The sequence below is a fragment of the Phenylobacterium sp. LjRoot219 genome (assembly GCF_964252995.1).
Classification (GTDB): domain Bacteria; phylum Pseudomonadota; class Alphaproteobacteria; order Caulobacterales; family Caulobacteraceae; genus Phenylobacterium.
In genome coordinates, this window is the sequence record NZ_CAXUQI020000001.1 from 3148388 (window position 1) to 3171869 (window position 23482).

Sequence of the window (23482 nt, forward strand, 5' to 3'; positions counted from 1 at the left end):
TTTCCACCGCCGCTTGCGACTGACGCCGGGACCGGCGCGGCAGTACAATTTCGAGCTTTTCTTGAAGGACCTTGATCCATGCACGTCGCGATGATCGGCACTGGCTACGTCGGCCTGGTGAGCGGCGCCTGTTTCGCCGACTTCGGCCACGTGGTGACCTGCATCGACAAGGACGCCGGCAAGATCGCGCGGCTGCAGGCCGGCGGCATTCCGATTTATGAGCCGGGGCTCGACAAGCTGGTCGCCGACAACGTCAAGGCCGGCCGGCTATTCTTCACGACGGAAGCGGCGGAAGCCGTGAAGAAGGCCGACGCGGTGTTCATCGCCGTCGGCACCCCGTCGCGGCGCGGCGATGGCCACGCCGACCTGTCGTACGTCTACGCCGCGGCCGAAGAGATCGCCGGCCTGATCGAGGGCTTCACCGTCGTGGTCACCAAGTCGACGGTGCCGGTCGGCACCGGCGACGAGATCGAGGCGATCATGCAGCGGGTGCGGCCCGAGGCCGACGTCGCGGTCGTGTCGAACCCGGAGTTCCTGCGCGAGGGCGCGGCGATCGAGGACTTCAAGCGCCCCGACCGGGTGGTGGTCGGCGCCAGCGACGAGCGGGCCCAGGCGGTGATGCGCGAACTCTACCGCCCGCTGTATCTCAACGAGACGCCGATCCAGTTCACCGGCCGGCGCACCTCGGAGCTGATCAAGTACGCGGCCAACGCCTTCCTGGCGATGAAGATCACCTTCATCAACGAGATCGCCGACCTGTGCGAAGCGGTCGGCGCCGACGTGCAGCAGGTCGCCCGCGGGATCGGCCTCGACAAGCGGATCGGCGGCAAGTTCCTCAACGCCGGCCCGGGCTACGGCGGCTCCTGCTTCCCGAAGGACACCCTGGCGCTGGTCAAGACCGCGCGGGACTATCAGGCCCCGATGCAGCTGATCGAGACCACGGTGGCGGTCAACGACAAGCGCAAGAAGGCGATGAGCCAGAAGGTGATGGCCGCGGTCGACGGCCAGGACCTCGCCGGCAAGACCATCGGCGTGCTCGGCCTGACCTTCAAGCCGAACACCGACGACATGCGCGACGCCCCCAGCCTCGACATCATCCCGGCGCTGCAAGCCGCGGGCGCGCGGGTGCAGGCCTTCGACCCCGAGGGCCACGAGGCCAAGCAGATGCTGCCGCGGGTGGAGTTCAAGGACGACCCCTACGCCGCGGCCGAAGGCGCCGACGCGCTGGTGATCATCACCGAGTGGGATCAGTTCCGGGCGCTGGACCTCGACCGGATGAAGCTCCTGATGAACAAGCCGGTGCTGGTCGACCTGCGCAACATCTACAAGCCGGACGACATGCGCGCCCGCGGCTTCGCCTACACAAGCATCGGGCGGATCTGAGGTTCTGGAGGTATCGGCCCGGCGCGCGGAAGCGGCGCGCCGTGGCGATTTGGCAGTCGGACCTAGCTCAGGTTCGGGGGCTCAGTAGCCGAGCGACCCGACGCGGATCAGGAAGTCGGCGATCCAAAGGGCGCCGGCCCAGAAGGCGATGCTTAGTAAAATGACGAAGGCGAGACAGGCCATCGACCGCGCAGCGCGCTGATCGGGCTTGCCAGCTCCGATGAGGGCGAAATGGCGCCCCATGCGACCTCCCAAACCGTTGCCTCCGACCTCTCAGCGGGTCGGATTATTACGACTATGTCATAACGATTCAGGCTTGGGTAGGGTTGCCCCGAGCTTAAGCATAACGGGTTCTGCGACAGAACGCCTCGCCAGTTAATTGACTGACCGGTCATTCAAGATCAGCCTCCGGGGGTGGCCAGAGCCCTCGCCTTTTGCGCGGCGTCCGCGCTGTTGCTCCTCGGCGGTTGCGTCGTAGGGCCCGGCTACCGATCGCCGAACGTCCGCCCGCCGGTCGCCTTCGCCGAGCCCACCGACGCCGGCGCGCGCGGCGCCGACCTCGCCGCCTGGTGGACCGGGTTCGACGATCCGACCCTCACCGATCTGGTGACCCGCTCGCTGACCGCCAACCCCGACATTCGCGTCGCGGCGACCCGCATCCGCCAGGCGCGCGCTGAGGCGCGGATCGCCGGCGCCGGCCGCCTGCCGACGCTCAACGCCAGCGGCCAGGCGGCGCACACCCGGCTGAGCGAGAATGCGGTGCCCGGCGAACTGCTCGGCCTCGGCACGCCCGGCGGTTCGCCGGCGTCCGCGCTCGGCATTCCTGGCCTGGAGTTCGACACCTACCAGGTCGGCTTCGACGCGGCCTGGGAGCTGGATCTGTTCGGCGGCCAGCGCCGCGCGGTGGAGGCGGCGACGGCGCGCACGCTGGCGGCCGAGTGGTCGGCGCGCGACGCCGAGGTGCTAGTCGGGGCCGAGGTCGCCAACAGCTACCTGCAGTACCGCGCGCTGCAGCGGCGCATCGCCATCGCCGAGACCCACCTCGCCGCGGAGCGTGAGCTGCTGGACTTCGTCCGCACGCGCGCGCGCCACGGGATCGTCACCAGCCTCGACGAGCGCCGCCAGGAGCGCGAGATCGAGCAGCTCGCCGCAACCCGCGAGGACCTGATCGCCCAGCGGGCCGGACGACTGCATGCGCTGGGCGTGCTGCTAGGCGAGCCGCCGATGGCGCTGGCCCAGCGCCTGGCGGCCCCGCCCCCCGCCCCGGCGACGCCGCCGCAGGTTCCGCCCGGCCTGCCGTCCGAGCTGCTGTTGCGCCGGCCCGACCTGCGCGCCGCCGAGCGCCGGCTGGCCGCCGCCGTCGCCGACCAGGGCGTCGCGGTCGCCGATCTCTACCCGCGGATCAGCCTGACCGGCGCCGCGCAGCTGATCTCCCTGTCGCTGGCCTCCCTGCTGGAGGCCGACAGCCTGCAGCTGAACGCCGCCGGCCGCGCCAGCCTGCCGCTGTTCGACGGCGGCCAGCGCCGCGCGACGGTCAGCCTGCGCGAAGCCCAGGCCCAGGAAGCGCTGGTCGCCTACGACGCCCAGGTGCTGACGGCGCTGAAGGAGGTCGAAGACGCGCTGAGCCGACTGGGCGCCGACCGCCGCCGCCTCGCCCAGCTGCGCGCGGCCGAGCAGGCCGCCCGCGACGCCGCCGACACCACCCAGGTGCGCTATCGCAACGGCCTGATCCCGTTCCTCGACGTGCTCGAGGCGCGACAGTCCTGGCTGACCACGCAGGACGCCGTCGCCCAGGCCGACGCGTCCGCCGCCCAGGACGCCGTAGCGCTCTACAAGGCGCTCGGCGGCGGCTGGGACGCCCGCCGCGCCGCATCCGCCGCAGGAGAACCCCTTGGCTGAGACCGCCAGTTTCCCGCCGCGCGAGCGCCGCCGCCTGCCGCCGCAGGCCCTGCCCGTCCTCGCCGTCGTGGCGGTGCTGGCCGTCGTGCTGTGGCTGGTGCTCAAGCCCCACCGCCGCAGCGACGAGCTGTTCACCGGCTATGTCGTCAGCGAGAACATCTTCATGGCCTCGCCGGTCGCCGGCACGGTCGCGACGATCGCCGTACGCCGCGGCCAGTCGGTCGCCCCGGGCGCGCCGCTGTTCCGCATCGACCCCACCGTGCGCGCCGCCGAGGCCGACCGGGCGCGGGCGCAGATCACCGCCAACCAGGCCTCGGTCGCCGGCCAGCAGGCGGCGCTGGCCCGGGCCCGCGCCGACCTCGCCGCGGCGGTCGCCGACGCCGAGCGCTCCGGCGCGGAGCTGAGCCGCCTGTCCGCCGCCCAGCGGGAGAAGCCGGGCTCGGTCGCCCAGCTGCAGATCGACCAGACCCGGGCCACGCACCTCGCCGCGCTCGGCCGGCGCGACGCGGCGCGCACTCAGCTCGGCGCGGCCGCCGCGGCGATCGAAGGCGCGCAGGCGCAGGTCACCGAGGCCCGCGCCGGCCTCAGCGCCGCGCAGCGCGAGCTGGACGAGTTGGCGCCCACCGCCCCGCGCGCCGGGCGGATCGACGACATCATGTTCAAGCCGGGCGAGACTGTGCCGCCGAACGTCCCGGTGGTGACGATTGTGCCGACCGACGAGATCCGCGTGCGCTTCTACGTTCCGCAGGCGCTGGTGAACGGCTACCCGCCCGGCCGCCGGGTGGTGATCGGCTGCGACGGCTGCCGCCAGGGCATGACCGCGGTCATCGACTTCGTCAGCTCCCGGCCGGAATACACCCCGCCGGTGATCTACAGCCTCGACGCCCGCCAGAAGCTGGTCTTCCTGGTCGAGGCCGTCCCCTCCGCGCCGCTGGCGCTGACGCCCGGCCAGCCGATGGACGTCGCCGGCGCGCTTCGGGACCTGCCGCGCCGATGACCGCCGCCATCGATGTCCGCGGCCTGAACAAGAGCTTCGGCGACAAGCACGTGGTCCGCGACGTCTCGATCACCGTCGAGGAGGGCCGGATCACCGGCTTTCTCGGCCCCAACGGCTCGGGCAAGACCACCACCCTGCGGCTGCTCTGCGGGCTGCTGACGCCGGACAGCGGCGAAGGCGAGGTGCTGGGGCTGAACTTCCGCACCCAGAGCGAGGCGATCAAGCGCCAGACCGGCTACATGACCCAGCGGTTCTCGCTCTACGAAGACATGACCATCGAGGAGAACCTGCAGTTCGTCGCCCGGGTCTACGAGCTCGACAACCGGCCGGCGCGGGTGGCCGAGGCGCTGCGCCGCCTGGGACTGCAGGACCGCCGCAGCCAGCTCGCCGGCGCGCTCTCCGGCGGCTGGAAGCAGCGGCTGGCGCTGGCCGCCGCGACCCTGCACGAGCCGCGCCTGCTGTTGCTCGACGAGCCCACCGCCGGCGTCGATCCCAAGGCGCGGCGCGAGTTCTGGGACGAGATCCACTCGATGGCGGCGGACGGCCTCACCGTCCTGGTCTCCACCCACTACATGGACGAAGCCGAGCGCTGCCACGACATCGGCTACATCCTGTTCGGCGAGCTGATCGCCCGCGGCACGGCCGAGGAGATCGTCGCCCGCTCGGACCTGGCGACCTTCAACGCCGAAGGCCCCGACATCGAGCAGGTGGCGCGCGAGCTGGAGGACCGGCCCGGCGTGCTCAGCGCCTCGGCCTTCGGCGCCGCGCTGCACGTCAGCGGGACCGACCGGCCGGCGCTGGAGGCGGCGATCGCCCCCTACCGGCGCGCACCCTTCCGCTGGGAGGAGGTGAAGCCCTCGCTCGAGGACGTCTTGATCCAGCTGATGGGCCGCAAGACCGACGATCGGTACGCCTCATGAGCGGGCTGTCGCCGCTGCGCGTCTTCGCCGTGATGGCCAAGGAGTTCACCCAGCTCCGGCGCGACCGGATCACCTACGCCATGATCCTGGTGCTGCCGCTCGTGCAGCTCTTGCTGTTCGGCTACGCGATCAACACCGACCCGCGCCACCTGCCGGCGGCGGTGATGGCGCACGACCACGGCCGGCTCGCCGACGCCGTCGTCGCGACCCTCGAGCTCACCGACTACGTCGACGTCAGGTTCCTGCCGACCTCGGAAGCCGAGATGGACCGGCTGATGCGCCGCGGCGACATCGCGCTGGCGCTGACCATCCCGCCGGACTTCTCGCAGCGGGTGCTGAAGAACGACGGCGCGCAGATCCTGGCGGAGATCGACGCCAGCGATCCGATGGCCGCCGCCGGCGTCGCCGCCGCCGTCGCCGCCCTGCCGGAGCAGGCCCTGCGCCACGACCTGCAGGGCGTCGGCGCGCGGCCGGCTCCTGTGCCGGCCTTCGAGGTCGTCGTCCACCGGCTGTACAATCCCGAGGGCATCACCGCCTTCAACATCGTGCCGGGGCTGCTGGCGATCATCCTGTCGATGACGCTGGTGATGATGACCGCCATGGCGGTCACCCGCGAGGTCGAACGCGGCACCATGGAGACCCTGCTGGCCACCCCGGCCAACGCGCTCGAGGTGATGATCGGCAAGCTGTCGCCCTATGTGCTGGTCGGCCTGGTGCAGTCGGTCATCGTGCTGCTGCTCGCCCGGCTGCTGTTCGGCGTACCGATGGCCCAGACGCCGGCCGGCTGGCTGGCGCTGGCGACCGGCCTCTTCCTGTTCATCGTCAACAACCTGTCGCTCGGCTATCTGATCTCCACCCTGGTGCGCAGCCAGCTGCAGGCCATGCAGCTGACGATCTTCTACCTGCTGCCGTCGCTGTTCCTGTCGGGCTTCCTGTTCCCGTTCCTCGGCCTGCCGCACTGGGCGCGGATCCTCGGCGAGGCGATCCCGATCACCCATTTCCTGCGCGTCGTCCGCGGCTCGCTGCTGAAGGGCCAGGTGCTGGCCGACATGATCCCCGACCTGCTGGCGCTGCTGACCTTCCTGTTCGTCGTCGCCAGCCTGACCCTGGCCCGCTCGCGCCGGACGCTGGACTAGCGCCATGAGCGAGACGCCAAGACCCCGCAACCGGCGGGACCTCATGGCCCAGGAGCGGCGCGAAGCGGTGCTGGAGGCCGCGCTCGCGGAGTTCATCGCCCACGGCTTCGCCGCGACGCGGATCGAAGACGTCGCGCGCCGCGCCGAGGTCGCCAAGGGCACGGTCTATCTGCACTTCAAGGACAAGGAGGCGCTGTTCGCCGCCGCGATCCGCGCCGAGATGGCGCCGGTCGCCGCCGCCATGGCCGCCCTGCTGGAGGACGACGTCGCCGGGCCGAAGGCGGCGCTGGAAGCGGTTCTCACGGCGCTGCTGCAGCGGCTCGCCGAGACCCGCACCGGCGACGTGATCCGGCTGATCATGTCCGAGACCATCCGCTTCCCGGAGGCCACGCGGTTCTACCGCGAGGAGATCGTCGTCCCGATGCTGCGCCGCGTCTCCGCCCTGCTGCAGCGGGCGCGGGCCGCCGGCGAGCTGCGCACCGCCGGCACCGCCGACTTCCCGCAACTGGTCATCGCCCCGCTGATGCTGGTGGCGCTCGCCCGCGACTTCGACCTGGAATCCGTCACCGGCCCGACGGACGAGCTGCTGCAGGTCCACCTCGGCAATCTGTTCAATTAGTCCGCTCCTCCCCTGCGAGGGGGAGGAAGGCTCAGGCCGCGACCTGCTTCACGACGCCGGCGATCTCCTTGACCACCTGGTTGACCAGGGTCTCGTCGTCGCCCTCGGCCATGATGCGGATCAGCGGTTCGGTGCCCGAGGCGCGCACGACGATCCGGCCGGAGCCGTTCAGCCGCTGTTCGGCGTCGGCGATCACCTTCTGCACGGCGCTGGTCTCCAGCGGCTTGCCGGAGGCGAAGCGGACGTTCTCCAGCAGCTGCGGCACCGGCTCGAACTGGCGGGCCAGGGCGCTCATCGGCTGGTCGCTCTCGCGCAGCACCGCCAGCACCTGCAGCGCCGCCAGCAGGCCGTCGCCGGTGGTGGCGTAGTCGCGCAGGATGATGTGGCCGGACTGCTCGCCGCCGAGGTTGAACGCGCCGGCGCGCATCTTCTCCATGACGTAGCGGTCGCCGACCTGGGTGCGCTCCAGCTTCAGCCCCTTGGCCTGCAGGAACCGCTCGAGGCCGAGGTTGGACATCACGGTGGCCACCACCCCGCCGCCGCTCAGCCGGTCGCGCTTGGCCCAGTGGGCGGCGATCAGCGCCATGATCTGGTCGCCGTCGATGACCGAGCCCTTCTCGTCGCAGATCACCAGCCGGTCGGCGTCGCCGTCCAGCGCGATGCCGATGTCCGCGCGGTACTCCTTGACCAGGCGCTGCATGGCGCCCGGATGGGTCGAGCCGCATTCCTCGTTGATGTTGAAGCCGTTCGGCGAGACCCCGACCGGGATCACTTCTGCGCCCAGTTCGTAGAGCGCGGTCGGCGCGACCTTGTAGGCGGCGCCGTTGGCGCAATCGACCACCACCCGCATGCCGTTCAGGTTCAGCCGCCGCGGGAAGGTCGCCTTGGCGATCTCGACGTAACGCGCCTGGCAGTCGTCGATCCGCGTCACCCGGCCAAGGCCGCTCGGCGAGGCCAGGCCTTCCTGCAGGCCCTGGTCCATCAACGCCTCGATCTCCAGCTCGCGCTCGTCCGACAGCTTGTAGCCGTCCGGGCCGAACAGCTTGATGCCATTGTCGGAGAAGGCGTTGTGCGAGGCCGAGATCATCACGCCCAGATCGGCGCGCAAGGATCGGGTCATCATCGCCACGCCCGGCGTCGGCAGCGGGCCGAACAGGCGCACGTCCATGCCGACGCTGGTGAAGCCGGCGACCAGCGCCGGCTCGATCATGTAGCCGGACAACCGGGTGTCCTTGCCGATCACCACCAGGTGGCGGCGCTCGTCCTTGGACTTGAAAAGCTTGCCGGCGGCGAGGCCGACGCGCAGCGCGACCTCCGCCGTCATCGGGTGAAGATTGGCCTGCCCGCGGATGCCGTCGGTGCCAAAGTAGGCGCGCTTGCTCATCGGATGTTCTCGAAGGAATGCGAAACTGAGATTTAGTTCACGACCGCTTAGCCAGTGATAAAGGCCGTAGCGTCAGAGCGTGGCCGCATTCGCGCGGTGTACCATAAAGGAAGACATAGCCCATGTGCGGCATCATCGGCATCGTCGGGACCAGGCCTGTCGCTGAGCGTCTCGTCGAGAGCCTGAAGCGGCTCGAGTATCGCGGCTACGACTCCGCCGGCGTCGCGGCCCAGGTCGGCGGCAAGCTGGAGCGCCGCCGCGCCCCCGGCAAGCTGCGCGAACTGGAAGCCGTGCTCGCCGAAGCGCCGCTGCCCGCTTCGACCGGCATCGGCCACACCCGCTGGGCGACCCACGGCGCGCCGACCGAGCGCAACGCCCACCCGCACATCGCCGGCCGCGTGGCCGTGGTGCACAACGGCATCATCGAGAACTTCGCCGAGCTGAAGGCCGCGCTGCAGGCCAAGGGCCGGGTGTTCGCCAGCGACACCGACACCGAGGTGGTCGCCCACCTGCTCGACGAGACGCTGAACGACGGGCTGGAGCCGGTCGCCGCCTTCAAGGCCACGCTCGACAAGCTGCGCGGCGCCTATGCGCTGTGCGTGCTGGTCGGCGGCGAGCGCGAGCTGATCCTCGGCGCGCGCAACGGCCCGCCGCTGGCGCTGGGCTTCGGCGACGGCGAGATGTTCCTGGGCTCCGACGGCCTGGCGCTCGGGCCCTTCACCAACCGCGTGGCCTACCTCGAGGACGGCGACTACGCGGTCATCGATCACCGTGGCGCGCAGATCTTCGACCAGGCCGGGCTGCCCGCGGAACGGCCGATCAAGATCCTGCCGGCCTCCGCCGCGGTGATGGAGAAGGGCAACTACCGCCACTTCATGGAGAAGGAGATCCACGATCAGCCCGAGGGCTGTCAGCGGACCATCGCCGCCTATGTCGACACCCTGACCGACCGCACCACGGTGCCGGGCGACTTCGACTTCGCCACGGTCGAGCGGATCCAAATCGTCGCCTGCGGCACCTCCTACATCGCCGGCCTGCTCGGCAAGTATCTGATCGAGCAGCTCGCCGACCTGCCGGTCGACGTCGAGATCGCTTCGGAATTCCGCTACCGCGGGCCGGCGCTGAGCGCGCGGTCGCTGGCGGTGGCGATGTCGCAATCGGGCGAGACCGCCGACACCCTGGCCGCCCTGCGCTACTGCCAGGCCAAGGGGATGAAGAGCGCCGCCATCGTCAACACGGTGGAGTCGACCATCGCCCGCGAGGTCGACGTGATCTGGCCGATCCACTGCGGCCCGGAGATCGGCGTCGCCTCGACCAAGGCCTTCACCGCCCAGGTCAGCGTGCTGACCGCGCTGGCGATCGCCGCGGCCCGGGCGCGCGGCCGCATCGACGAGGCCGAAGAGAAGCGCATGGTGCGGGTGCTGCTGGAGGCGCCGCGGCTGATCGCCGAGTCGATCCAGCTGGAGGACGCCGTGCGCAGCGTCGCCGTCGAGGTCGCCAAGGCCCGCGACGTGCTCTACCTCGGCCGCGGCCCGATGTACCCGCTGTCGCTCGAAGGCGCGCTGAAGCTCAAGGAGATCAGCTATATCCACGCCGAAGGCTACGCCGCCGGCGAACTGAAGCACGGGCCGATCGCCCTGGTCGACGAGCAGACGCCGATCGTCATCCTCGCGCCGTTCGACAGCTATTTCGAGAAGTCCGCCTCGAACATGAGCGAGGTGATGGCCCGTGGCGGCCAGGTGATCTTCATCACCGATCCGGACGGCGAGCGCCATGCGCCGAAGGGCGCGAAGGTGGTGGTCACCGCGCCGCGCTGCGACCCGCTGATCGCGCCGCTGGTGCTGTCAGCGCCGATCCAGCTGTTGGCCTATCATGTGGCGGTGCAGAAGGGCGCGGACGTCGATCAGCCGCGCAACCTGGCGAAGTCCGTCACCGTCGAATAGCGGCTCAGGCTCGCAAAATGCGGCGGCCGCCCCCCGGGGCGGCCGCACGCAGAAACTCTTACTGGGCGTTGCCGGTCGCGGCGTTGCCAGCCATGGCGTTGCCGGCCATGGCGTTCGCTTCGACCGGGGCGTTGCCGGCCATCGCGTTGCCCGCGTCCATCGCGGTGTTGCCGGCTTCCGGCGCCATGGTGTTGGCGGTGTCGACCGGGGCCGCCACTTCAGCGGTGTTGCCGGTGTTGGCTTCTTCAGCCTTCTTTTGGCAGGCGGACAGGCTCGCGGCCAGGACGGCGGCGGCGGCGACCGTGGTCAGAACGCGCATCTTCATTGGCTAGGCTCCCCTGGAGGACAATCCCCCGGCGAGGCGAGTCATACACGTGTTCGTGTGATCCCGTAATCGTGATCATGCTAGGCAAGCGCAATTTTGTCGCAAGCTGTCGCGATGTTGCGCTCTGGCGGGCGCAGGTGCTTCCCAGGCGCCTTCACCGGATCGTAAGGGCCGTGAAGGCGTGTGAGGCTCCGCCAAGCGCCCAGCAGGCGGAAGAAGAAAGGTCGGAGGACTTGATGACGAAACGCGTGCGTAAGGCTGTGCTGCCGGTGGCCGGACTGGGTACCCGGGTGCTCCCGGGGGCGAAGACCACGCCCAAGAACATGCTCAACGTAGTGGATCGCCCGATCCTTTCGTACGTCGTCGAAGAAGCTCGCGCCGCGGGCATCGAACATTTCGTCTTCATTGTCGGACGTGGGCAGGGCGCGATCGAGGACTACTTCGACGCGGCGCCCGAAATCGAGCAGGCGCTGGAGGCCAAGGGCAAGACCGCGATCCTCGAGGAGGTGCGTCGCGACCTGCCGCAGCCGGGCCAGATGAGCTTCGTGCGCCAGATGGCGCCGCACGGCCTGGGCCACGCCATCTGGTGCGCCCGCGACGTGATCGGCGACGAGCCGTTCGCGGTGATGCTGCCGGACATGCTGATGGCCGCCGAGCGCCCGGCCCTGGCCCAGGCGGTCGACGCCTATGAGAAAGTCGGCGGCAACGTCGTCGTCGTCGAGCCGGCGCCGGAAGGCGAGGCCCACAAGTACGGCATCGTCGCGCTGGAGGCGCAGAACGGCCGGGTCAACCGGATGACCGGCATGGTCGAGAAGCCCGCGCCGGGGACCGAGCCCTCCAACCTGTTCATTTCCGGCCGCTACATCCTGCAGCCGGAGATCTTCGAGATCCTCGAGACCCAGGAACGCGGCGCCGGCGGCGAGATCCAGCTGACCGACGGCATGGCGACCCTGATGCGCCGCCAGGACTTCCACGCCCTGGAGTACGAAGGCGTCACCTACGACTGCGGCGACAAGCTCGGCCTGCTGCGCGCCAACGTCGCCTTCGCGCTGCGCCGCCCCGACCTCGCCGACGCGGCGCGGAAGATGATCCAGGACCTGCTGTAAGCGGCGCCGCAAACGCCCCCTCCGTCTCGCGCCTGACGGCGCGATCCACCGCCCCCGCTGCGCGGTGGAGGATCTGAGCGCAGTCGGCGAAGCCGACTGAGGGGGCGTTTGGGCGTTGCCGCAGCCCTTCCCCGAGGGGAGCGGCGCCCAAACCGCGTTTCGTGAGTTAGCCCTTTGAACGTGAGGGCAGCGAAAACCGATGCGCGTCCTGATCCTCGGCGGCGACGGCTTCTGCGGCTGGCCCACCGCGCTGCATCTGTCGGCCCAGGGCCATGAGGTGGCGATCGCCGACAACCAGTCGCGCCGGCGCATCGACGAAGAGCTGCAGGCCGGCTCGCTGACGCCGATCGCCGGCATCGAGGAACGGCTGGCGGCCTGGCGCGAGATCTCCGGGCGGAGCGTCGACTTCCACCGGCTCACCATTGGCAAGGATTATGACGCCCTGCTGGCGCTGCTGCGGACCTGGCGGCCGGACGCCGTCGTCCACTTCGCCGAGCAGCGCGCCGCGCCCTATTCGATGAAGTCGGCGCAGCACAAGCGCTACACCATCGACAACAACCTCAACGCCACCAACGACGTGCTCGCCGCCGTCGTCGAAAGCGGCCTCGACATCCATCTGGCGCACCTCGGCACCATGGGGGTCTACGGCTATGGCGCGAGCGGCATGGCGATCCCGGAAGGCTATCTGACGGTGCAGATGGAGACGCCGGGCGGCTGGGAGGCGCGCGAGATCCTCTATCCGGCCAATCCCGGCTCGATCTACCACCTGACCAAGACCCAGGACGCGCTGCTGTTCCAGTTCTACGCCCGCAACGACCGGCTGCGGATCACCGACCTGCACCAGGGCATCGTCTGGGGCACCCAGACCCGCGAGACCCGCCTCGATGCGCGGCTGATCAACCGTTTCGACTATGACGGCGACTACGGCACGGTGTTGAACCGCTTCCTGATGCAGGCCGCGGTCGGCTACCCGCTGACGGTGCATGGGACCGGCGGGCAGACCCGGGCCTTCATCCACATCCAGGACACCGTCCGCTGCGTCGAGCTGGCGCTGGCCAACCCGCCCAAGCGCGGCGAGCGGGTCAAGGTGATGAACCAGATGACCGAGTGCTGGCGGGTGCGCGAGCTCGCCGAGATGGTCGCGCGGCTGACCGGCGCGCAGGTGTCGCACCAGCCGAACCCGCGCCAGGAGGCCGAGGAGAACGAGTTGGCGGTCGAGAACCGGCGGCTCCTGGCCTATGGTCTGGATCCGATCACCCTGGAGGACGGGCTGTTGCTGGAAGTCGCCGAGATCGCCCGCGCCTACGCCGACCGGGCCGACCTGTCGAAAATCCCCTGCGTCTCGCACTGGAACGCGGAGCGCGCCGCCGCCGCCGCAGCCGCCCAGGCGGAGTCCGTGGCCGCCGCGGAGTAGACCTTGCGGCTGTTCGCGTTCGGGTATGGATTCGCCGCGGAGGCGCTGGCCAGGCGCCTGCGTCCGCACGGCTGGGCGATCGCCGCCAGCTGCCGCCGGCCGGAGGACGCCGTGCGCCTGCAGGACCGGGGCATAGAGCCGGTCCCGCTCGACGATCCGGCCCGGCTGGCCGCGGCGCTGGCGACGACCCAGGCGATCCTGGTCAGCGCGCCGCCGACCGCCGACGGCTGCCCGGCGCTGAAGGCCCTGGTCCCCGCCCTGGCCACCGCCCGCGCCTTCCCCGACTGGATCGGCTACCTGTCGACCACCGGCGTCTACGGCGACCGGCGCGGCGGCTGGGTGTTCGAAACCAGCCGGCTCGCGGCGCTGTCGGTCGAGGGGGCGCGCCGGGTGCGGGCCGAACGCGACTGGTGGCAGGTCGGCCGCGGCATGGGGCTGACGGTGCAGGCCTTCCGGCTGCCAGGGATCTACGGGCCCGGGCGCTCGACCTTCGACCGGCTGCGGGAAGGCCGCGCGCGGCGCATCACCAGCCCCGGCCACGTGTTCTCGCGCATCCACGTCGACGACCTCGCCGGCGGCCTGGAAGCCTCGATCGCCCGGCCGCGCGCCGGGGCGGCCTACAATCTGTGCGACGACCTGCCCTGCCCGAACAGCGAGGTGGTCGGCTACGCCGCCGAACTGCTCGGCCTGCCGCCGCCGCCCGAGGTCGCCCTGGCCGACGCCCGCCTGCCGCCAGCGGCGCAGCGCTTCTATGCCGAGAGCAAACGGGTCTCGAACGCGCTGGCCAAGGCCGAGCTCGGCTGGCGGCCGGCCTATCCGACCTATCGCGAAGGGCTGCGGGCGGTGCTGGACGCGGAAGAACGCGCCCCATAGCTGTCATCCCGGTTTTCGCGCAGCGAAAGACCGGGACCCATGAACACGGCGATGCCCAGGAGCGCGCGGCCGTTCGGCGGCCAATCTGCACGCAATGTGTTCATGGGTCCCGGACAGCCGCTGGCGCGGCTTCCGGGATGACAGGCTTTTAGGAAGCCAACTCGTCCACCGCCGCGACCAGCCGCGCGATGTCCTGCTCGCGCGACAGCCGGTGATCGCCGTCCTTGATCAGGCTGAAGACCACATCGACGCTCTTGATCGCCTGGGCCAGCTCCAGCGCGTGGCGCCAGGGCACGTCGGGGTCCTCGCCGCCCTGCAGGATGCGCACCGGCGCGGTGATCGGCACCGGCGCGTCGAGGATCGACCAGCGGGCGCCGTCCTCCAGCAAGGCCCGGGTGATCGGGTTGGGATCGCCGTACTCCGACGGCTGCATCCAGACCCCGGCGTCGCGGATGGCGTCCAGCGCCTCCGGCGGGAACCGCGTCGGCATCAACTTGGTGGTGAAGTCGGGGGCCGGGGCGATCAAGGTCATGGCGGCGATCCGCTCGGGCCGCGCCATCGCCGCCAGGCAGGCGATCCAGCCGCCCATCGACGAGCCGACCAGCACCAGCGGTCCCTCGGTCATCTCGTCGATCACCGCCAGCGCGTCCTCGCGCCAGCGGGTGATCGTGCCTTTGACGAAGTCGCCGGAAGACTCCCCATGGCCGAAGTAGTCGAAGCGCAGATAGCTGCGCCCCTTGGCCTTGGCCCACTCGGCCAGCGCCTCGGCCTTGCTGCCGGCCATGTCCGAACGATAGCCGCTCAGCCAGACCACCGTCGGGCCCGCGCCCGCCACCCGCCGCCAGGCCAGCCGCTCGCCGTCCGGGCGCGCCAGAAATCCACTCGTCTCGCTCATGCCCGCCTCTTAGCGCGCGGTGGCCGCCGCGTCAGCGCGTCGCGGTCCGTCGCGGCCCTTTACGCGACTGCTTTTGACGCTAAGCAAGGGCCGTGGCGCTTCCATCCGACTTCACCCTTCTCCAGGTCGTCCCGGAACTCGAGACCGGCGGCGCCGAACTGAGCGCGCTGGAAATCGCCCGCGCGGTCACCACGGCCGGCGGCCGCGCCCTGGTGGCCAGCCGCGGCGGGCGGATGGTGTCGCGGCTCGAGGCCGACGGCGGGCGGCTCGTCACCCTGCCGGCGCACTCCAAGAACCCGCTGGTGATCCTCGGCAACGCCGCGCGCCTGGTCGACCTGATCCGCCGCGAGAAGGTCAGCCTGGTGCACGCCCGCTCGCGCGCGCCGGCCTTCTCCGCGCTGTGGGCGGCGCAGGCGACCGGCACGCCCTTCGTCGCCACCTACCACGGCATCTACAAGGCCAAGAGCGGGCTGAAGCGCTGGTACAATGCGGTGATGACCCGCGGCGACCTGGTGATCGCCAACTCCGACTACACCCGCGCCCACGTGCTGGCCGAGCACCGCATCGATCCGGCCAAGGTCGTCGCCATCCCGCGCGGCGTCGACCTCGACCGCTTCGACCCGGCGCACATCGCGCCCGAGCGGGTCGACGCGCTCAACCAGGCCTGGGGGATCGCCCCGGACGACCGCCGCACCAAGATCCTGCTGGCCGGGCGGCTCACCCGCATTAAGGGCCACCTGACGATCGTCGAGGCGGCGCAGCGGCTGCGCGCGCAGGGCCGCGACGACTTCCTGATCCTGTTCGCCGGCGACGATCAGGGCCGCACCGACTACCGCCAGGAACTTGCCGGGGCGATCGCCGCCGCCGGTCTTCAGGAAGCGATCAGGATTGTCGGACACTGTGACGACATGCCGGCCGCCTTCCTGCTCTGCGACCTCGCCATCCTGCCGACCACCGTGCCGGAGTCCTTCGGCCGCGCCGCCGTCGAGCCGCAGGCCATGGGCCGCCCGGTGATCGCCGCCGCCCACGGCGGCACGCTGGAGACGGTGGTCGCCGGCGAGACCGGCTGGCTGGCCCCGCCCGGCGACGCCGGCGCCTGGGCCGACGCCCTCGCCGAGGCGATCGACCTTGGCCCCGCCGGCCGCGACCGCATGGGCGCCGCCGCGCAGGTCCGCGCGCGGAGCCTCTACCGGGTCGAGGCGATGTGCGAAGCCACGCTTACGGCCTACGAACGGGTGCTGGAGGCCCGAGCCTGATGTCGCCGCGCAAGGTCGAGAAGATCCTGGTCATCAAGCTCTCGGCGCTGGGCGACTTCGTGCTCGCCCTGGCGGCGATGAAGAAGATCCGCGAGGCGCACCGCAAGGCGCACATCACCCTGCTGACCACTCCGCCGTTCGAGGCGCTGGCCAAGAGCTGCCCCTACTTCAACCGCGTCGAGACCGACGGCCGGCCAGAAAACTTCGGCCAGTGGATGGCGCTGCGCAAGCGGATACGCCAGGCCGGCTACGACCGGGTCTACGACCTGCAGACCTCGGCCCATTCAGGCCGCATCTTCCAGGCGCTGCGGCCCAAGCCGCCGGCCTGGTCTGGGATCGCCTTCGGCTGCGCCCTGCCGCACCAGAATCCGCTGCGCAACTCGATGCACACGCTCGAGCGCCAGGCCGACCAGCTGATGTACGCGGGCATCTGGCCGGACGCGCCGACCGAGCCCGGGACCGCGCCGCCGCCGGACCTGTCGTGGGTCTGGAAGAACCTGCCAGCCGAGCGGCCGGTGGCCGGCGGGGTCAAGCCCCGCCCCTACGTGATGTTCGTGCCCGGCGGCTCGGCCCACCGGCCGGAGAAGCGCTGGCCGGTCGAGAAGTACGGCGAGCTGGCCCGCATCCTCTATTCCAAGGGCTTCGACATCGTGATCATCGGCGGGCCGCAGGAGACGCCGCTGGCCCACGCCATCCAGCGCGAGGTGCCGCGCGCCCGCGACCTGACCGGCCGCACCGACTTCGGCCGCATCGCCGTCCTCGGCGCCAAGGCGGCGCTGGCGGTCGGCAACGACACCGGCCCGCTGCACCTGGCCGCCGCCGCCGGCGCGCCCACCGTGGTGCTGTTCTCCAGCGCCTCGGACCCGGCGCTGTCGGCCCCCCGCGGCCAGGTCGCGGTGCTGCGCGCCGAGCGATTGTCCGACCTGGCGGTCGCGACCGTGGCGCAACGGGCACAAAGTTTGATCGGTGCGAGGGCGGGCGCGGCTTGATACCGCGGTAACCCTCACGCATATACTCGATCAGCACCGGTCCGCTGTGGAAGCGAACCGGCGTTTGCGTATCAACAACCCGGAGCCGACCCCTATTCGCCGCCCCATGCAGGCGCCTCCCGTCAAAGACGGGCCGCGCATCAACGATGAAATCCGCGTTCCCCGAGTTCTGCTCATTGATCAGAACGGTGAAAAACAGGGCGTGATGCCCACCTCTTCCGCGCTCGAAGCTGCGGAAGAAGTTGGTCTCGACCTGGTGGAGATCGTGCCGAACGCGGATCCGCCCGTTTGCAAGATCCTGGACTACGGAAAGTTCAAGTTCCAGGAACAGAAAAAGAAGAACGAGGCGCGCAAACGGCAGAAGGTGGTGGAGATCAAGGAGATCAAGCTCCGCCCCAACATCGACAAGCACGACTATGAAGTGAAGCAGCGGGCGATGACCCGGTTCTTCGAGGAGGGCGACAAGGTGAAGGTCACCCTGCGCTTCCGCGGTCGTGAACTGGCGCACCCGGAACTGGGCATGAAGCTGCTGCAGCAGGTGAAGGCCGACTTCGAGCCGGTGGCCAAGGTCGAGTACGAGCCGCGCATGGAAGGCCGGCAGATGATCATGATCCTGGCGCCGCGCTAAGCGCGCGCCAGACCTTCCGATCTGACGAGCGGCCGCCTTCGGGCGGCCGTTTTCGTTTCCGCCGCAGACACGTGGCCACGCTTGACGGCCGCTGGGCCGCCCGCCTTAAGATATCACTATACGCCTCAAGCGTATCACTACGTGATCCGCACCAGAGGGCGAACCGGCGGCTGCAGTCAGGGAGCGTAGCGACATGGCGTCGATTGAGGTGAAAGCCCTTCAGGAGGATCTGCCGTTCGGCGCGCGGATCCGCGGCGTGACGCAAGCGACCCTCAAGGACGAGGCGGTCCGGCGACGGATCAACGAGGTCTTCGAGCAGCAGGGCATGATCGTCTTCGAGGACGTCGAGCCGACAAGCCAGATGCAAGTGATGATCAGCGAGGTCTTCGGCCCGCTGAAGGAGCACCCGGTGAAGATGGTCGAGCGCCTCGACGAGGATAAGCTGCCCGGCGTCATCACCATCCGCACGGACCCGAAGGCCGCCATCGTCGAGATCGACGGCCAACCGCTGATGACCTGGCAGCCCTGGCACTTCGACCACAGCTACAACAACGAGTTGAACCGCGCCGGCGTGCTGCGCGCCGAGGCGATCGCGCCCGAGGGCGGGCTCACCGCCTTCGCCGACGGCGTCCAGATCTACAATGCGATGTCGCCGGAGATCCGCGCGAAGATCGAGACGCTGAACCTCATCTACACGCTCGACCTGCGCTACACCGAGCAGCGGTTCGGCCTGCCGAAGACCTTCCGCGAGATCCAGGGCAAGGGCGATGAACTCGCCAAGCTCGCCGCGACCCTGCCGCGGGCGATCCACCCGGCGGTGTGGACTCGCAAGACCGGCGAGAAGGTCCTGCACATGTCGCCCTATGGCGCGCGCGGCATCGAAGGCATGGACCTGGCCGACGCCGACGCGCTGCTGCACGAGGTCTGGGCTGAGGTCGAGCGGGCGATCGCGGCCTACTATCACCAGTGGAAGCCCACCGACATGCTGGTCTGGGACAACTGGCGGATGCTGCACCAGGCCTGCGGTTGCGACCCCAAGCACCACCGGGTCATGCACCGCACGACGATCAAGGGCGACTATGGCCTGGGCCGCTGGGAGACCGCCCCGGAGGCGGCCAGTTCCGAAGTCGACGCGATGATGTGAGGCTGCGGCCGGCGGCCGCGCGTCCGGCCTCGGCCGTCGCTTGCCATCGCCCCGGCTTTCGCGTATCAGCCACGCCCTTCGGGAACCGCCTGGCCACCAAGGCATGCCATGGCGGTTTGTAAACACGCCAAGAGGACGGGGCTTCATCGCTCCGACGTGAAATGCCGAAACTGAAGACGAAGTCGGGCGCTAAGAAGCGTTTCAAGATGACGGCGTCGGGCAAGCTGAAGGCCGGCGTCGCCGGCAAGCGCCACCGCCTGATCAGCCACAACGCCAAGTACATCCGTCAGAACCGCGGGACGAAGGTGATGAGCGAGGCCGACGCCAAGATCATCAAGATCTTCCTGCCCTACGGCCTCTAAGAAGGACTCTGACAGATGGCACGCGTTAAGAGGGGCGTCACCGCCCACGCCAAGCACAAGAAGGTCCTGGAGCAAGCCAAGGGCTTCTACGGGCGCCGCAAGAACACCATCCGCGCCGCCAAGGCGGCCGTGGACCGGGCCGGCCAGTACGCCTACCGCGACCGCAAGGTCCGGAAGCGCAACTTCCGTTCGCTGTGGATCCAACGGATCAACGCCGCGGCGCGCCTGGAAGGCTTCACCTACTCGCAGTTCGTTCACGGCCTGGACAAGGCCGGGATCGAGATGGACCGCAAGGTGCTTGCGGACATCGCCGGTCAGGACCCGGTCGGCTTCAAGGCGATCGCCGACAAGGTTCGCGCCGCCCTGGCCTAAAAGGATCGGGATCGCATCCCATCTTCGAAGAGCCCTCCGGCGCGAGCCGGAGGGCTTTTTGTTTGTAGCCCGTTCAAGCTCAATAGCCGCTCATCCCGGCGAAGGCCGGGACCCAGAATTCAGCCGCTGATTTCGGATGGCTCGACGCCAGCGCTCCAACCCGCGCGCCGACGTTCGCCATCTGGGCCCCGGCATTCGCCGGGGTGAGCGGTTGGAAGAGTTCCCCTCTCCCCGATCCTGCTCTAGAGCAAGCGCCGTCATGACCGACCTCTCCCAACTGGAAACCGAGATCAGCGGGCGCGTCGCCGCCGCCGCCGATCTTGCGGCGCTCGACGCCGTGCGCGTCGCCGCGCTCGGCAAGTCCGGCTCGATCTCCGAGCTCTTGAAGACGCTGGGCGCGATGAGCCCGGACGAGCGGCGCGAGCGCGGGCCGCAGATCAACGGCCTGCGCGACCGGGTCAGCCAGGCGATCGCCGCGCGCAAGGCCGCGCTGGAGGCCGCCGAGCTCGACGCCAAGCTGGCCTCCGAGCGCGTCGACCTGACGCTGCCGGCGCCGCCGGAGCGGCGCGGCCGGGTGCACCCGACGATGCAGGTGCTCGACGAGATGATCGCCATCTTCGCCGAGATGGGCTTCGGCCTGGCGGAAGGTCCCGACATCGAGGACGACTTCCACAACTTCACGGCGCTGAACTTCCCGCCGAAGCATCCAGCGCGGGAGATGCACGACACCTTCTGGCTGCCGGAAGACGAGAACGGCGAACGCAAGCTTTTGCGCACCCACACCAGCCCGGTGCAGGTGCGGGTCATGCAGCAGGCCAAGGGCGGCAAGCTGCCGGCCTGGATCGCCCAGGGCCAGGCGCCGCCGATCCGGGTGATCGTGCCGGGCCGGGTCTACCGCTCGGACAGCGACGCCACCCACACGCCGATGTTCCACCAGCTGGAAGGCCTGGTGATCGACCGGGCGATCCACATGGGCCACCTGAAGTGGACGCTGGACACCTTCACCAAGCGGTTCTTCGAGACCGAGGCGGTGGTCACCCGCTTCCGTCCGCACCACTTCCCGTTCACCGAGCCCAGCGCCGAAATGGATGTGCAGTGCGACCGCTCCGGCGGGGCGGTGAAGATCGGCGAGGGCTCCGACTGGCTGGAGATCCTCGGCGGCGGCATGGTCCACCCGAACGTGCTGCGCAACTGCGGCCTCGATCCGGACGAATGGCAGGGCTTCGCCTTCGGCCTCGGCGTCGACCGCCTGGGGATGCTGAAGTACGGCATGCCGGACCTGCGCGACATGTTCGCCGCCGACCCGCGCTGGCTCGCCCACTACGGCTTCTCGGCCTTCGCCGCGCCGAACCCCGCCACCGGCCTGAGCTGAGGAGAGCGATCCGATGAAGTTCACCCTCTCCTGGCTCAAAGAGCATCTGCAGACCGACGCCACCGTCGATGAGGTGGTGGCCGCCATGACCATGGCCGGCCTGGAAGTCGAGCATGTCGACGATCCGGCGACCAAGCTCGCCGCCTTCTCGGTCGCCAGGATCGTCGAGGCCGCGCAGCACCCGAACGCCGACCGCCTGCGCGTCTGCCAGGTCGACACCAAGGACGGCCGCAAGGAGATCGTCTGCGGCGCGCCGAACGCCCGCGCCGGGCTGACCACCATCTACGCCCCGATCGGCGCCTATGTGCCGGGCCTCGGCGTGACGCTCGAGACCAAGCCGGTCCGCGGCGTGGTCTCCAACGGCATGCTGTGTTCGGCCAAGGAGCTGGAGATCGCCGAGGAGTCTGACGGCATCCTCGAGCTCTCGGACGAACTGGTCGTCGGGGCCAGCGCCGCCGAGGTCTTCGGCCTGGAAGCGGTCATCGACTTCGAGGTGACGCCGAACCGTTCCGACTGGCTGGCCGTGCAGGGGATCGCCCGCGACCTCGCCGCCGCCGGCCTCGGGACGCAGATCCCGCACGGCGGCGTCACCGTCCCCGGCGCCTTCCCCTGCCCGATCGAGATCCGCGTCGACGGCGAGGCCTGCCCGGTGTTCGCCGGCCGGGTGATCCGCGGCGTGAAGAACGGCCCCTCGCCGGAGTGGCTGCAGCGGCGGCTGGCCGGTGTCGGCCTGCGCCCGATCAACATGATGGTCGACATCACCAACCTGCTGACCCTCGACCGCGCCCGGCCGCTGCACGTCTATGACGTCGCCAAGCTGTCCGGCCAGGTGATCGAGGCCCGGCTCGGCCGCGGGGCGGTCGCGCCGCATTCGCATGCCGAGCCCTCGTCGGCGGCGCACGCCGACGAGCAGCTGATCGCGCTCGACGGCAAGACCTACGACATCACCTCGGAGATGTGCGTCATCGCCGACGCCGACGGCCAACGGCCGATCGGCCTGGGCGGCGTGATGGGCGGCGAGTCCACCGGCGTCTCGGACGAGACCGTCGACGTCTTCATCGAGAGCGCCTGGTTCGACCCGATCCGTACCGCCCAGACCGGACGGCTGACCGGCATCAACTCCGACGCCCAGTACCGCTTCGCCCGCACCGTCGACCCGCAGTCGGTGGTCCCCGGCCTGGAACTCGCCACCTACCTGATCCAGAAGCTCGGCGGCGGCGAGGCCTCGGAGATCCGCGTGGCCGGCGAGGCGCCCGCCGCGCCCGGCCCGATCACCTTCGACCGGACCTATGTGAAGAAGCTCTCGGGCCTCGACCTGACCCCGGCGCGGATCGACGAGATCCTCGGCAAGCTCGGCTTCAAGATCGACGGCGACCAGGTCACCCCGCCGACCTGGCGGCGCGACATCGAGGGCAAGGCCGACCTCGTCGAAGAGGTCGCCCGCATCGAGGGCTACGACGCCCTGCCGGCCGAGCCGCTGCCGGAGCTTGCGCCCCCGTCCGGTGGGGTGCTGACCGTGCGCCAGAACCGCGTCCGCACCGCCCGCCGGGCGCTGGCGGCGCGCGGCTTCGAAGAGGCGGTGACCTGGAGCTTCCTGCGCCAGGACTGGGCCGAGGCGTTCGGCGGCGGCCAGCCGCAGCTGATGCTGGCCAATCCGATCGCCTCGGACCTGTCGACTATGCGCCCGTCGGTGCTGCCGAACCTGGCCGAGGCCGCCGCGCGCAGCGCCCGCAAGGGCTTCGCCGACGTGGCCTACTTCGAGATCGGCCCGGTGTTCCGCGGCGACCAGCCGGCCGACCAGCAGGCGGTGATCGCCGCCCTGGTGGCGCCGCGCCCGCCGCGCCGCTGGGACGGCCAGAAGCCGGACGCCCTGTTCGCCCTGAAAGCCGACCTCATGGCTCTGCTGGAAGAACTCGGCGCGCCCGCGCTGCAGGTCGTCCAGGGCCAGTCGTCGCCCTGGTGGCATCCCGGCCGCTCGGCCCGGCTGCAGCTCGGCCCGAAGACCGTCGTCGCCGAGTTCGGCGAGCTGCACCCCAGCGTGCTGAAGCTGCTCGACGCCCAGGGCCCGCTCTACGCCTTCGAGCTCAATCTCGACGCCGTGCCGGAGCCGAAGAAGAAGGCGGTGAAGACCAAGCCCGCGCTGGAGCTGTCGCCGCTGATGCCGCTGTCGCGCGACTTCGCCTTCGTGGTCGGCGCCAACGTGCCGGCCGGCGAGCTGGTGCGGCCGATCCTCGGCGCCGACAAGCAGCTGATCGCCGACGCCCGGGTGTTCGACGTCTATCAGGGGCAAGGGGTGCCTGACGGCGCCAAGTCGGTGGCCGTCGAGGTCACCGTCCAGCCGCGCGACAAGACCCTGACCGACGCCGAGATCGAGGCGCTGTCGGCCAAGATCGTCGCCGCTGCCGAGAAGGCGGTCGGCGCGAAGCTCAGGAGCTGATCGAGGCGGCGGCCTGCGGCGACCAAAG

At 70.2% G+C, this 23482-nt stretch carries 22 protein-coding genes; 18 read left to right on the forward strand and 4 right to left on the reverse strand.

From position 1 onward, the window contains the following. Positions 1 to 78 precede the first annotated feature (78 nt). Complete coding sequence (locus ACSQ14_RS15380; RefSeq protein ID WP_436014275.1) at positions 79 to 1383, forward strand: UDP-glucose dehydrogenase family protein; 1305 nt, start codon at positions 79 to 81, stop codon at positions 1381 to 1383. Between the two features lie 81 nt (positions 1384 to 1464). Here ACSQ14_RS15380 and ACSQ14_RS15385 read toward each other — a convergent pair whose 3' ends face one another. Then, positions 1465 to 1626: a hypothetical protein gene (locus tag ACSQ14_RS15385; protein WP_436014277.1), complete on the reverse strand. Its 162-nt coding sequence runs from the start codon at positions 1624 to 1626 to the stop codon at positions 1465 to 1467. 210 nt (positions 1627 to 1836) lie between these two features. Between ACSQ14_RS15385 and ACSQ14_RS15390 the strand changes: the two genes are divergently transcribed. Genes ACSQ14_RS15390 through ACSQ14_RS15410 form a run of 5 tightly spaced genes read left to right on the forward strand, consistent with a single transcriptional unit; the run spans position 1837 to position 6954 of the window. Further along, positions 1837 to 3282: an efflux transporter outer membrane subunit gene (locus tag ACSQ14_RS15390; RefSeq protein ID WP_436014279.1), complete on the forward strand. Its 1446-nt coding sequence runs from the start codon at positions 1837 to 1839 to the stop codon at positions 3280 to 3282. Beyond that, positions 3275 to 4279, forward strand: coding sequence for an HlyD family secretion protein (locus ACSQ14_RS15395; RefSeq protein ID WP_436014281.1), 1005 nt, complete (start codon positions 3275 to 3277; stop codon positions 4277 to 4279). The genes ACSQ14_RS15390 and ACSQ14_RS15395 overlap by 8 nt, the downstream gene beginning before the upstream one ends. Beyond that, positions 4276 to 5199, forward strand: a complete 924-nt coding sequence (locus ACSQ14_RS15400) for an ABC transporter ATP-binding protein (protein ID WP_436014283.1) — start codon at positions 4276 to 4278, stop codon at positions 5197 to 5199. The genes ACSQ14_RS15395 and ACSQ14_RS15400 overlap by 4 nt, the downstream gene beginning before the upstream one ends. After that, positions 5196 to 6335, forward strand: coding sequence for an ABC transporter permease (locus ACSQ14_RS15405; protein WP_436014285.1), 1140 nt, complete (start codon positions 5196 to 5198; stop codon positions 6333 to 6335). Before ACSQ14_RS15400 ends, ACSQ14_RS15405 begins: the two co-directional genes overlap by 4 nt. A 4-nt stretch (positions 6336 to 6339) precedes the next feature. After that, positions 6340 to 6954 carry a TetR/AcrR family transcriptional regulator gene (locus tag ACSQ14_RS15410; protein ID WP_436014287.1) on the forward strand — a complete coding sequence of 205 codons (615 nt, stop codon included), beginning with the start codon at positions 6340 to 6342 and terminating at the stop codon, positions 6952 to 6954. A gap of 31 nt (positions 6955 to 6985) precedes the next feature. Here the strand turns inward: ACSQ14_RS15410 and glmM are convergent, their stop codons facing one another. After that, positions 6986 to 8338, reverse strand: a complete 1353-nt coding sequence (glmM, locus tag ACSQ14_RS15415) for a phosphoglucosamine mutase (RefSeq protein WP_436014289.1) — start codon at positions 8336 to 8338, stop codon at positions 6986 to 6988. Positions 8339 to 8460: 122 nt separating this feature from the next. Between glmM and glmS the strand changes: the two genes are divergently transcribed. Beyond that, positions 8461 to 10281: a glutamine--fructose-6-phosphate transaminase (isomerizing) gene (glmS, locus tag ACSQ14_RS15420; RefSeq protein WP_436014291.1), complete on the forward strand. Its 1821-nt coding sequence runs from the start codon at positions 8461 to 8463 to the stop codon at positions 10279 to 10281. Between the two features lie 58 nt (positions 10282 to 10339). Here the strand turns inward: glmS and ACSQ14_RS15425 are convergent, their stop codons facing one another. Next, a complete protein-coding gene (locus ACSQ14_RS15425; RefSeq protein WP_436014293.1) occupies positions 10340 to 10606 on the reverse strand; it encodes a hypothetical protein in 267 nt (88 codons plus the stop codon). A gap of 236 nt (positions 10607 to 10842) precedes the next feature. Between ACSQ14_RS15425 and ACSQ14_RS15430 the strand changes: the two genes are divergently transcribed. The 3 genes from ACSQ14_RS15430 to ACSQ14_RS15440 all read left to right on the forward strand — a co-directional run bounded on the left by ACSQ14_RS15430 (position 10843) and on the right by ACSQ14_RS15440 (position 13999). Next, positions 10843 to 11712 carry a UTP--glucose-1-phosphate uridylyltransferase gene (locus ACSQ14_RS15430; protein ID WP_436014295.1) on the forward strand — a complete coding sequence of 290 codons (870 nt, stop codon included), beginning with the start codon at positions 10843 to 10845 and terminating at the stop codon, positions 11710 to 11712. A 199-nt stretch (positions 11713 to 11911) separates the two neighbouring features. After that, on the forward strand, positions 11912 to 13126 hold the full coding sequence (locus ACSQ14_RS15435) for an NAD-dependent epimerase/dehydratase family protein (protein ID WP_436014297.1): 1215 nt from the start codon (positions 11912 to 11914) through the stop codon (positions 13124 to 13126). 3 nt (positions 13127 to 13129) lie between these two features. Next, the gene (locus ACSQ14_RS15440; RefSeq protein ID WP_436014299.1) at positions 13130 to 13999 is read left to right on the forward strand and encodes an SDR family oxidoreductase; all 870 of its coding nucleotides are present in this window, start codon (positions 13130 to 13132) and stop codon (positions 13997 to 13999) included. A gap of 148 nt (positions 14000 to 14147) precedes the next feature. Here the strand turns inward: ACSQ14_RS15440 and ACSQ14_RS15445 are convergent, their stop codons facing one another. Next, entirely contained in the window at positions 14148 to 14894 is a 747-nt protein-coding gene (locus tag ACSQ14_RS15445) for an alpha/beta hydrolase (RefSeq protein ID WP_436014300.1), read from the reverse strand. Positions 14895 to 14986: 92 nt separating this feature from the next. Here ACSQ14_RS15445 and ACSQ14_RS15450 point away from each other — a divergent pair, with 92 nt between their 5' ends. The 8 genes from ACSQ14_RS15450 (at position 14987) to pheT (ending at position 23454) form a co-directional block, all read left to right on the forward strand. Next, positions 14987 to 16150 carry a glycosyltransferase family 4 protein gene (locus ACSQ14_RS15450; RefSeq protein ID WP_436014301.1) on the forward strand — a complete coding sequence of 388 codons (1164 nt, stop codon included), beginning with the start codon at positions 14987 to 14989 and terminating at the stop codon, positions 16148 to 16150. Beyond that, positions 16150 to 17139: a glycosyltransferase family 9 protein gene (locus tag ACSQ14_RS15455; protein ID WP_436014303.1), complete on the forward strand. Its 990-nt coding sequence runs from the start codon at positions 16150 to 16152 to the stop codon at positions 17137 to 17139. The genes ACSQ14_RS15450 and ACSQ14_RS15455 overlap by 1 nt, the downstream gene beginning before the upstream one ends. Positions 17140 to 17245: 106 nt before the next feature. Then, positions 17246 to 17767 (forward strand): translation initiation factor IF-3, encoded by a 522-nt coding sequence (infC, locus tag ACSQ14_RS15460; RefSeq protein WP_436015442.1) that lies wholly within the window; start codon positions 17246 to 17248, stop codon positions 17765 to 17767. A gap of 193 nt (positions 17768 to 17960) precedes the next feature. Next, a complete protein-coding gene (locus tag ACSQ14_RS15465) occupies positions 17961 to 18911 on the forward strand; it encodes a TauD/TfdA dioxygenase family protein (protein ID WP_436014305.1) in 951 nt (316 codons plus the stop codon). Between the two features lie 161 nt (positions 18912 to 19072). Further along, positions 19073 to 19273, forward strand: a complete 201-nt coding sequence (gene rpmI, locus ACSQ14_RS15470) for a 50S ribosomal protein L35 (protein ID WP_436014307.1) — start codon at positions 19073 to 19075, stop codon at positions 19271 to 19273. 15 nt (positions 19274 to 19288) lie between these two features. Continuing rightward, a complete protein-coding gene (gene rplT / locus ACSQ14_RS15475; RefSeq protein ID WP_436014309.1) occupies positions 19289 to 19645 on the forward strand; it encodes a 50S ribosomal protein L20 in 357 nt (118 codons plus the stop codon). 259 nt (positions 19646 to 19904) lie between these two features. After that, complete coding sequence (gene pheS / locus ACSQ14_RS15480; RefSeq protein WP_436014311.1) at positions 19905 to 21017, forward strand: phenylalanine--tRNA ligase subunit alpha; 1113 nt, start codon at positions 19905 to 19907, stop codon at positions 21015 to 21017. Positions 21018 to 21030: 13 nt separating this feature from the next. Then, complete coding sequence (gene pheT / locus ACSQ14_RS15485) at positions 21031 to 23454, forward strand: phenylalanine--tRNA ligase subunit beta (protein WP_436014313.1); 2424 nt, start codon at positions 21031 to 21033, stop codon at positions 23452 to 23454. The last annotated feature ends 28 nt before the right edge of the window (positions 23455 to 23482 follow it).

Coding starts and splice junctions, on each gene's coding strand:
- ACSQ14_RS15380 (WP_436014275.1), top strand. CDS start 79: ATGCACGTCGCGATGATCGGCACTGGCTACGTCGGCCTGGTGAGCGGC.
- ACSQ14_RS15385 (WP_436014277.1), bottom strand. CDS start 1,626: ATGGGGCGCCATTTCGCCCTCATCGGAGCTGGCAAGCCCGATCAGCGC.
- ACSQ14_RS15400 (WP_436014283.1), top strand. CDS start 4,276: ATGACCGCCGCCATCGATGTCCGCGGCCTGAACAAGAGCTTCGGCGAC.
- ACSQ14_RS15405 (WP_436014285.1), top strand. CDS start 5,196: ATGAGCGGGCTGTCGCCGCTGCGCGTCTTCGCCGTGATGGCCAAGGAG.
- ACSQ14_RS15410 (WP_436014287.1), top strand. CDS start 6,340: ATGAGCGAGACGCCAAGACCCCGCAACCGGCGGGACCTCATGGCCCAG.
- glmM (WP_436014289.1), bottom strand. CDS start 8,338: ATGAGCAAGCGCGCCTACTTTGGCACCGACGGCATCCGCGGGCAGGCC.
- glmS (WP_436014291.1), top strand. CDS start 8,461: ATGTGCGGCATCATCGGCATCGTCGGGACCAGGCCTGTCGCTGAGCGT.
- ACSQ14_RS15425 (WP_436014293.1), bottom strand. CDS start 10,606: ATGAAGATGCGCGTTCTGACCACGGTCGCCGCCGCCGCCGTCCTGGCC.
- ACSQ14_RS15430 (WP_436014295.1), top strand. CDS start 10,843: ATGACGAAACGCGTGCGTAAGGCTGTGCTGCCGGTGGCCGGACTGGGT.
- ACSQ14_RS15435 (WP_436014297.1), top strand. CDS start 11,912: ATGCGCGTCCTGATCCTCGGCGGCGACGGCTTCTGCGGCTGGCCCACC.
- ACSQ14_RS15445 (WP_436014300.1), bottom strand. CDS start 14,894: ATGAGCGAGACGAGTGGATTTCTGGCGCGCCCGGACGGCGAGCGGCTG.
- ACSQ14_RS15455 (WP_436014303.1), top strand. CDS start 16,150: ATGTCGCCGCGCAAGGTCGAGAAGATCCTGGTCATCAAGCTCTCGGCG.
- infC (WP_436015442.1), top strand. CDS start 17,246: ATGCAGGCGCCTCCCGTCAAAGACGGGCCGCGCATCAACGATGAAATC.
- ACSQ14_RS15465 (WP_436014305.1), top strand. CDS start 17,961: ATGGCGTCGATTGAGGTGAAAGCCCTTCAGGAGGATCTGCCGTTCGGC.
- rpmI (WP_436014307.1), top strand. CDS start 19,073: ATGCCGAAACTGAAGACGAAGTCGGGCGCTAAGAAGCGTTTCAAGATG.
- rplT (WP_436014309.1), top strand. CDS start 19,289: ATGGCACGCGTTAAGAGGGGCGTCACCGCCCACGCCAAGCACAAGAAG.
- pheS (WP_436014311.1), top strand. CDS start 19,905: ATGACCGACCTCTCCCAACTGGAAACCGAGATCAGCGGGCGCGTCGCC.
- pheT (WP_436014313.1), top strand. CDS start 21,031: ATGAAGTTCACCCTCTCCTGGCTCAAAGAGCATCTGCAGACCGACGCC.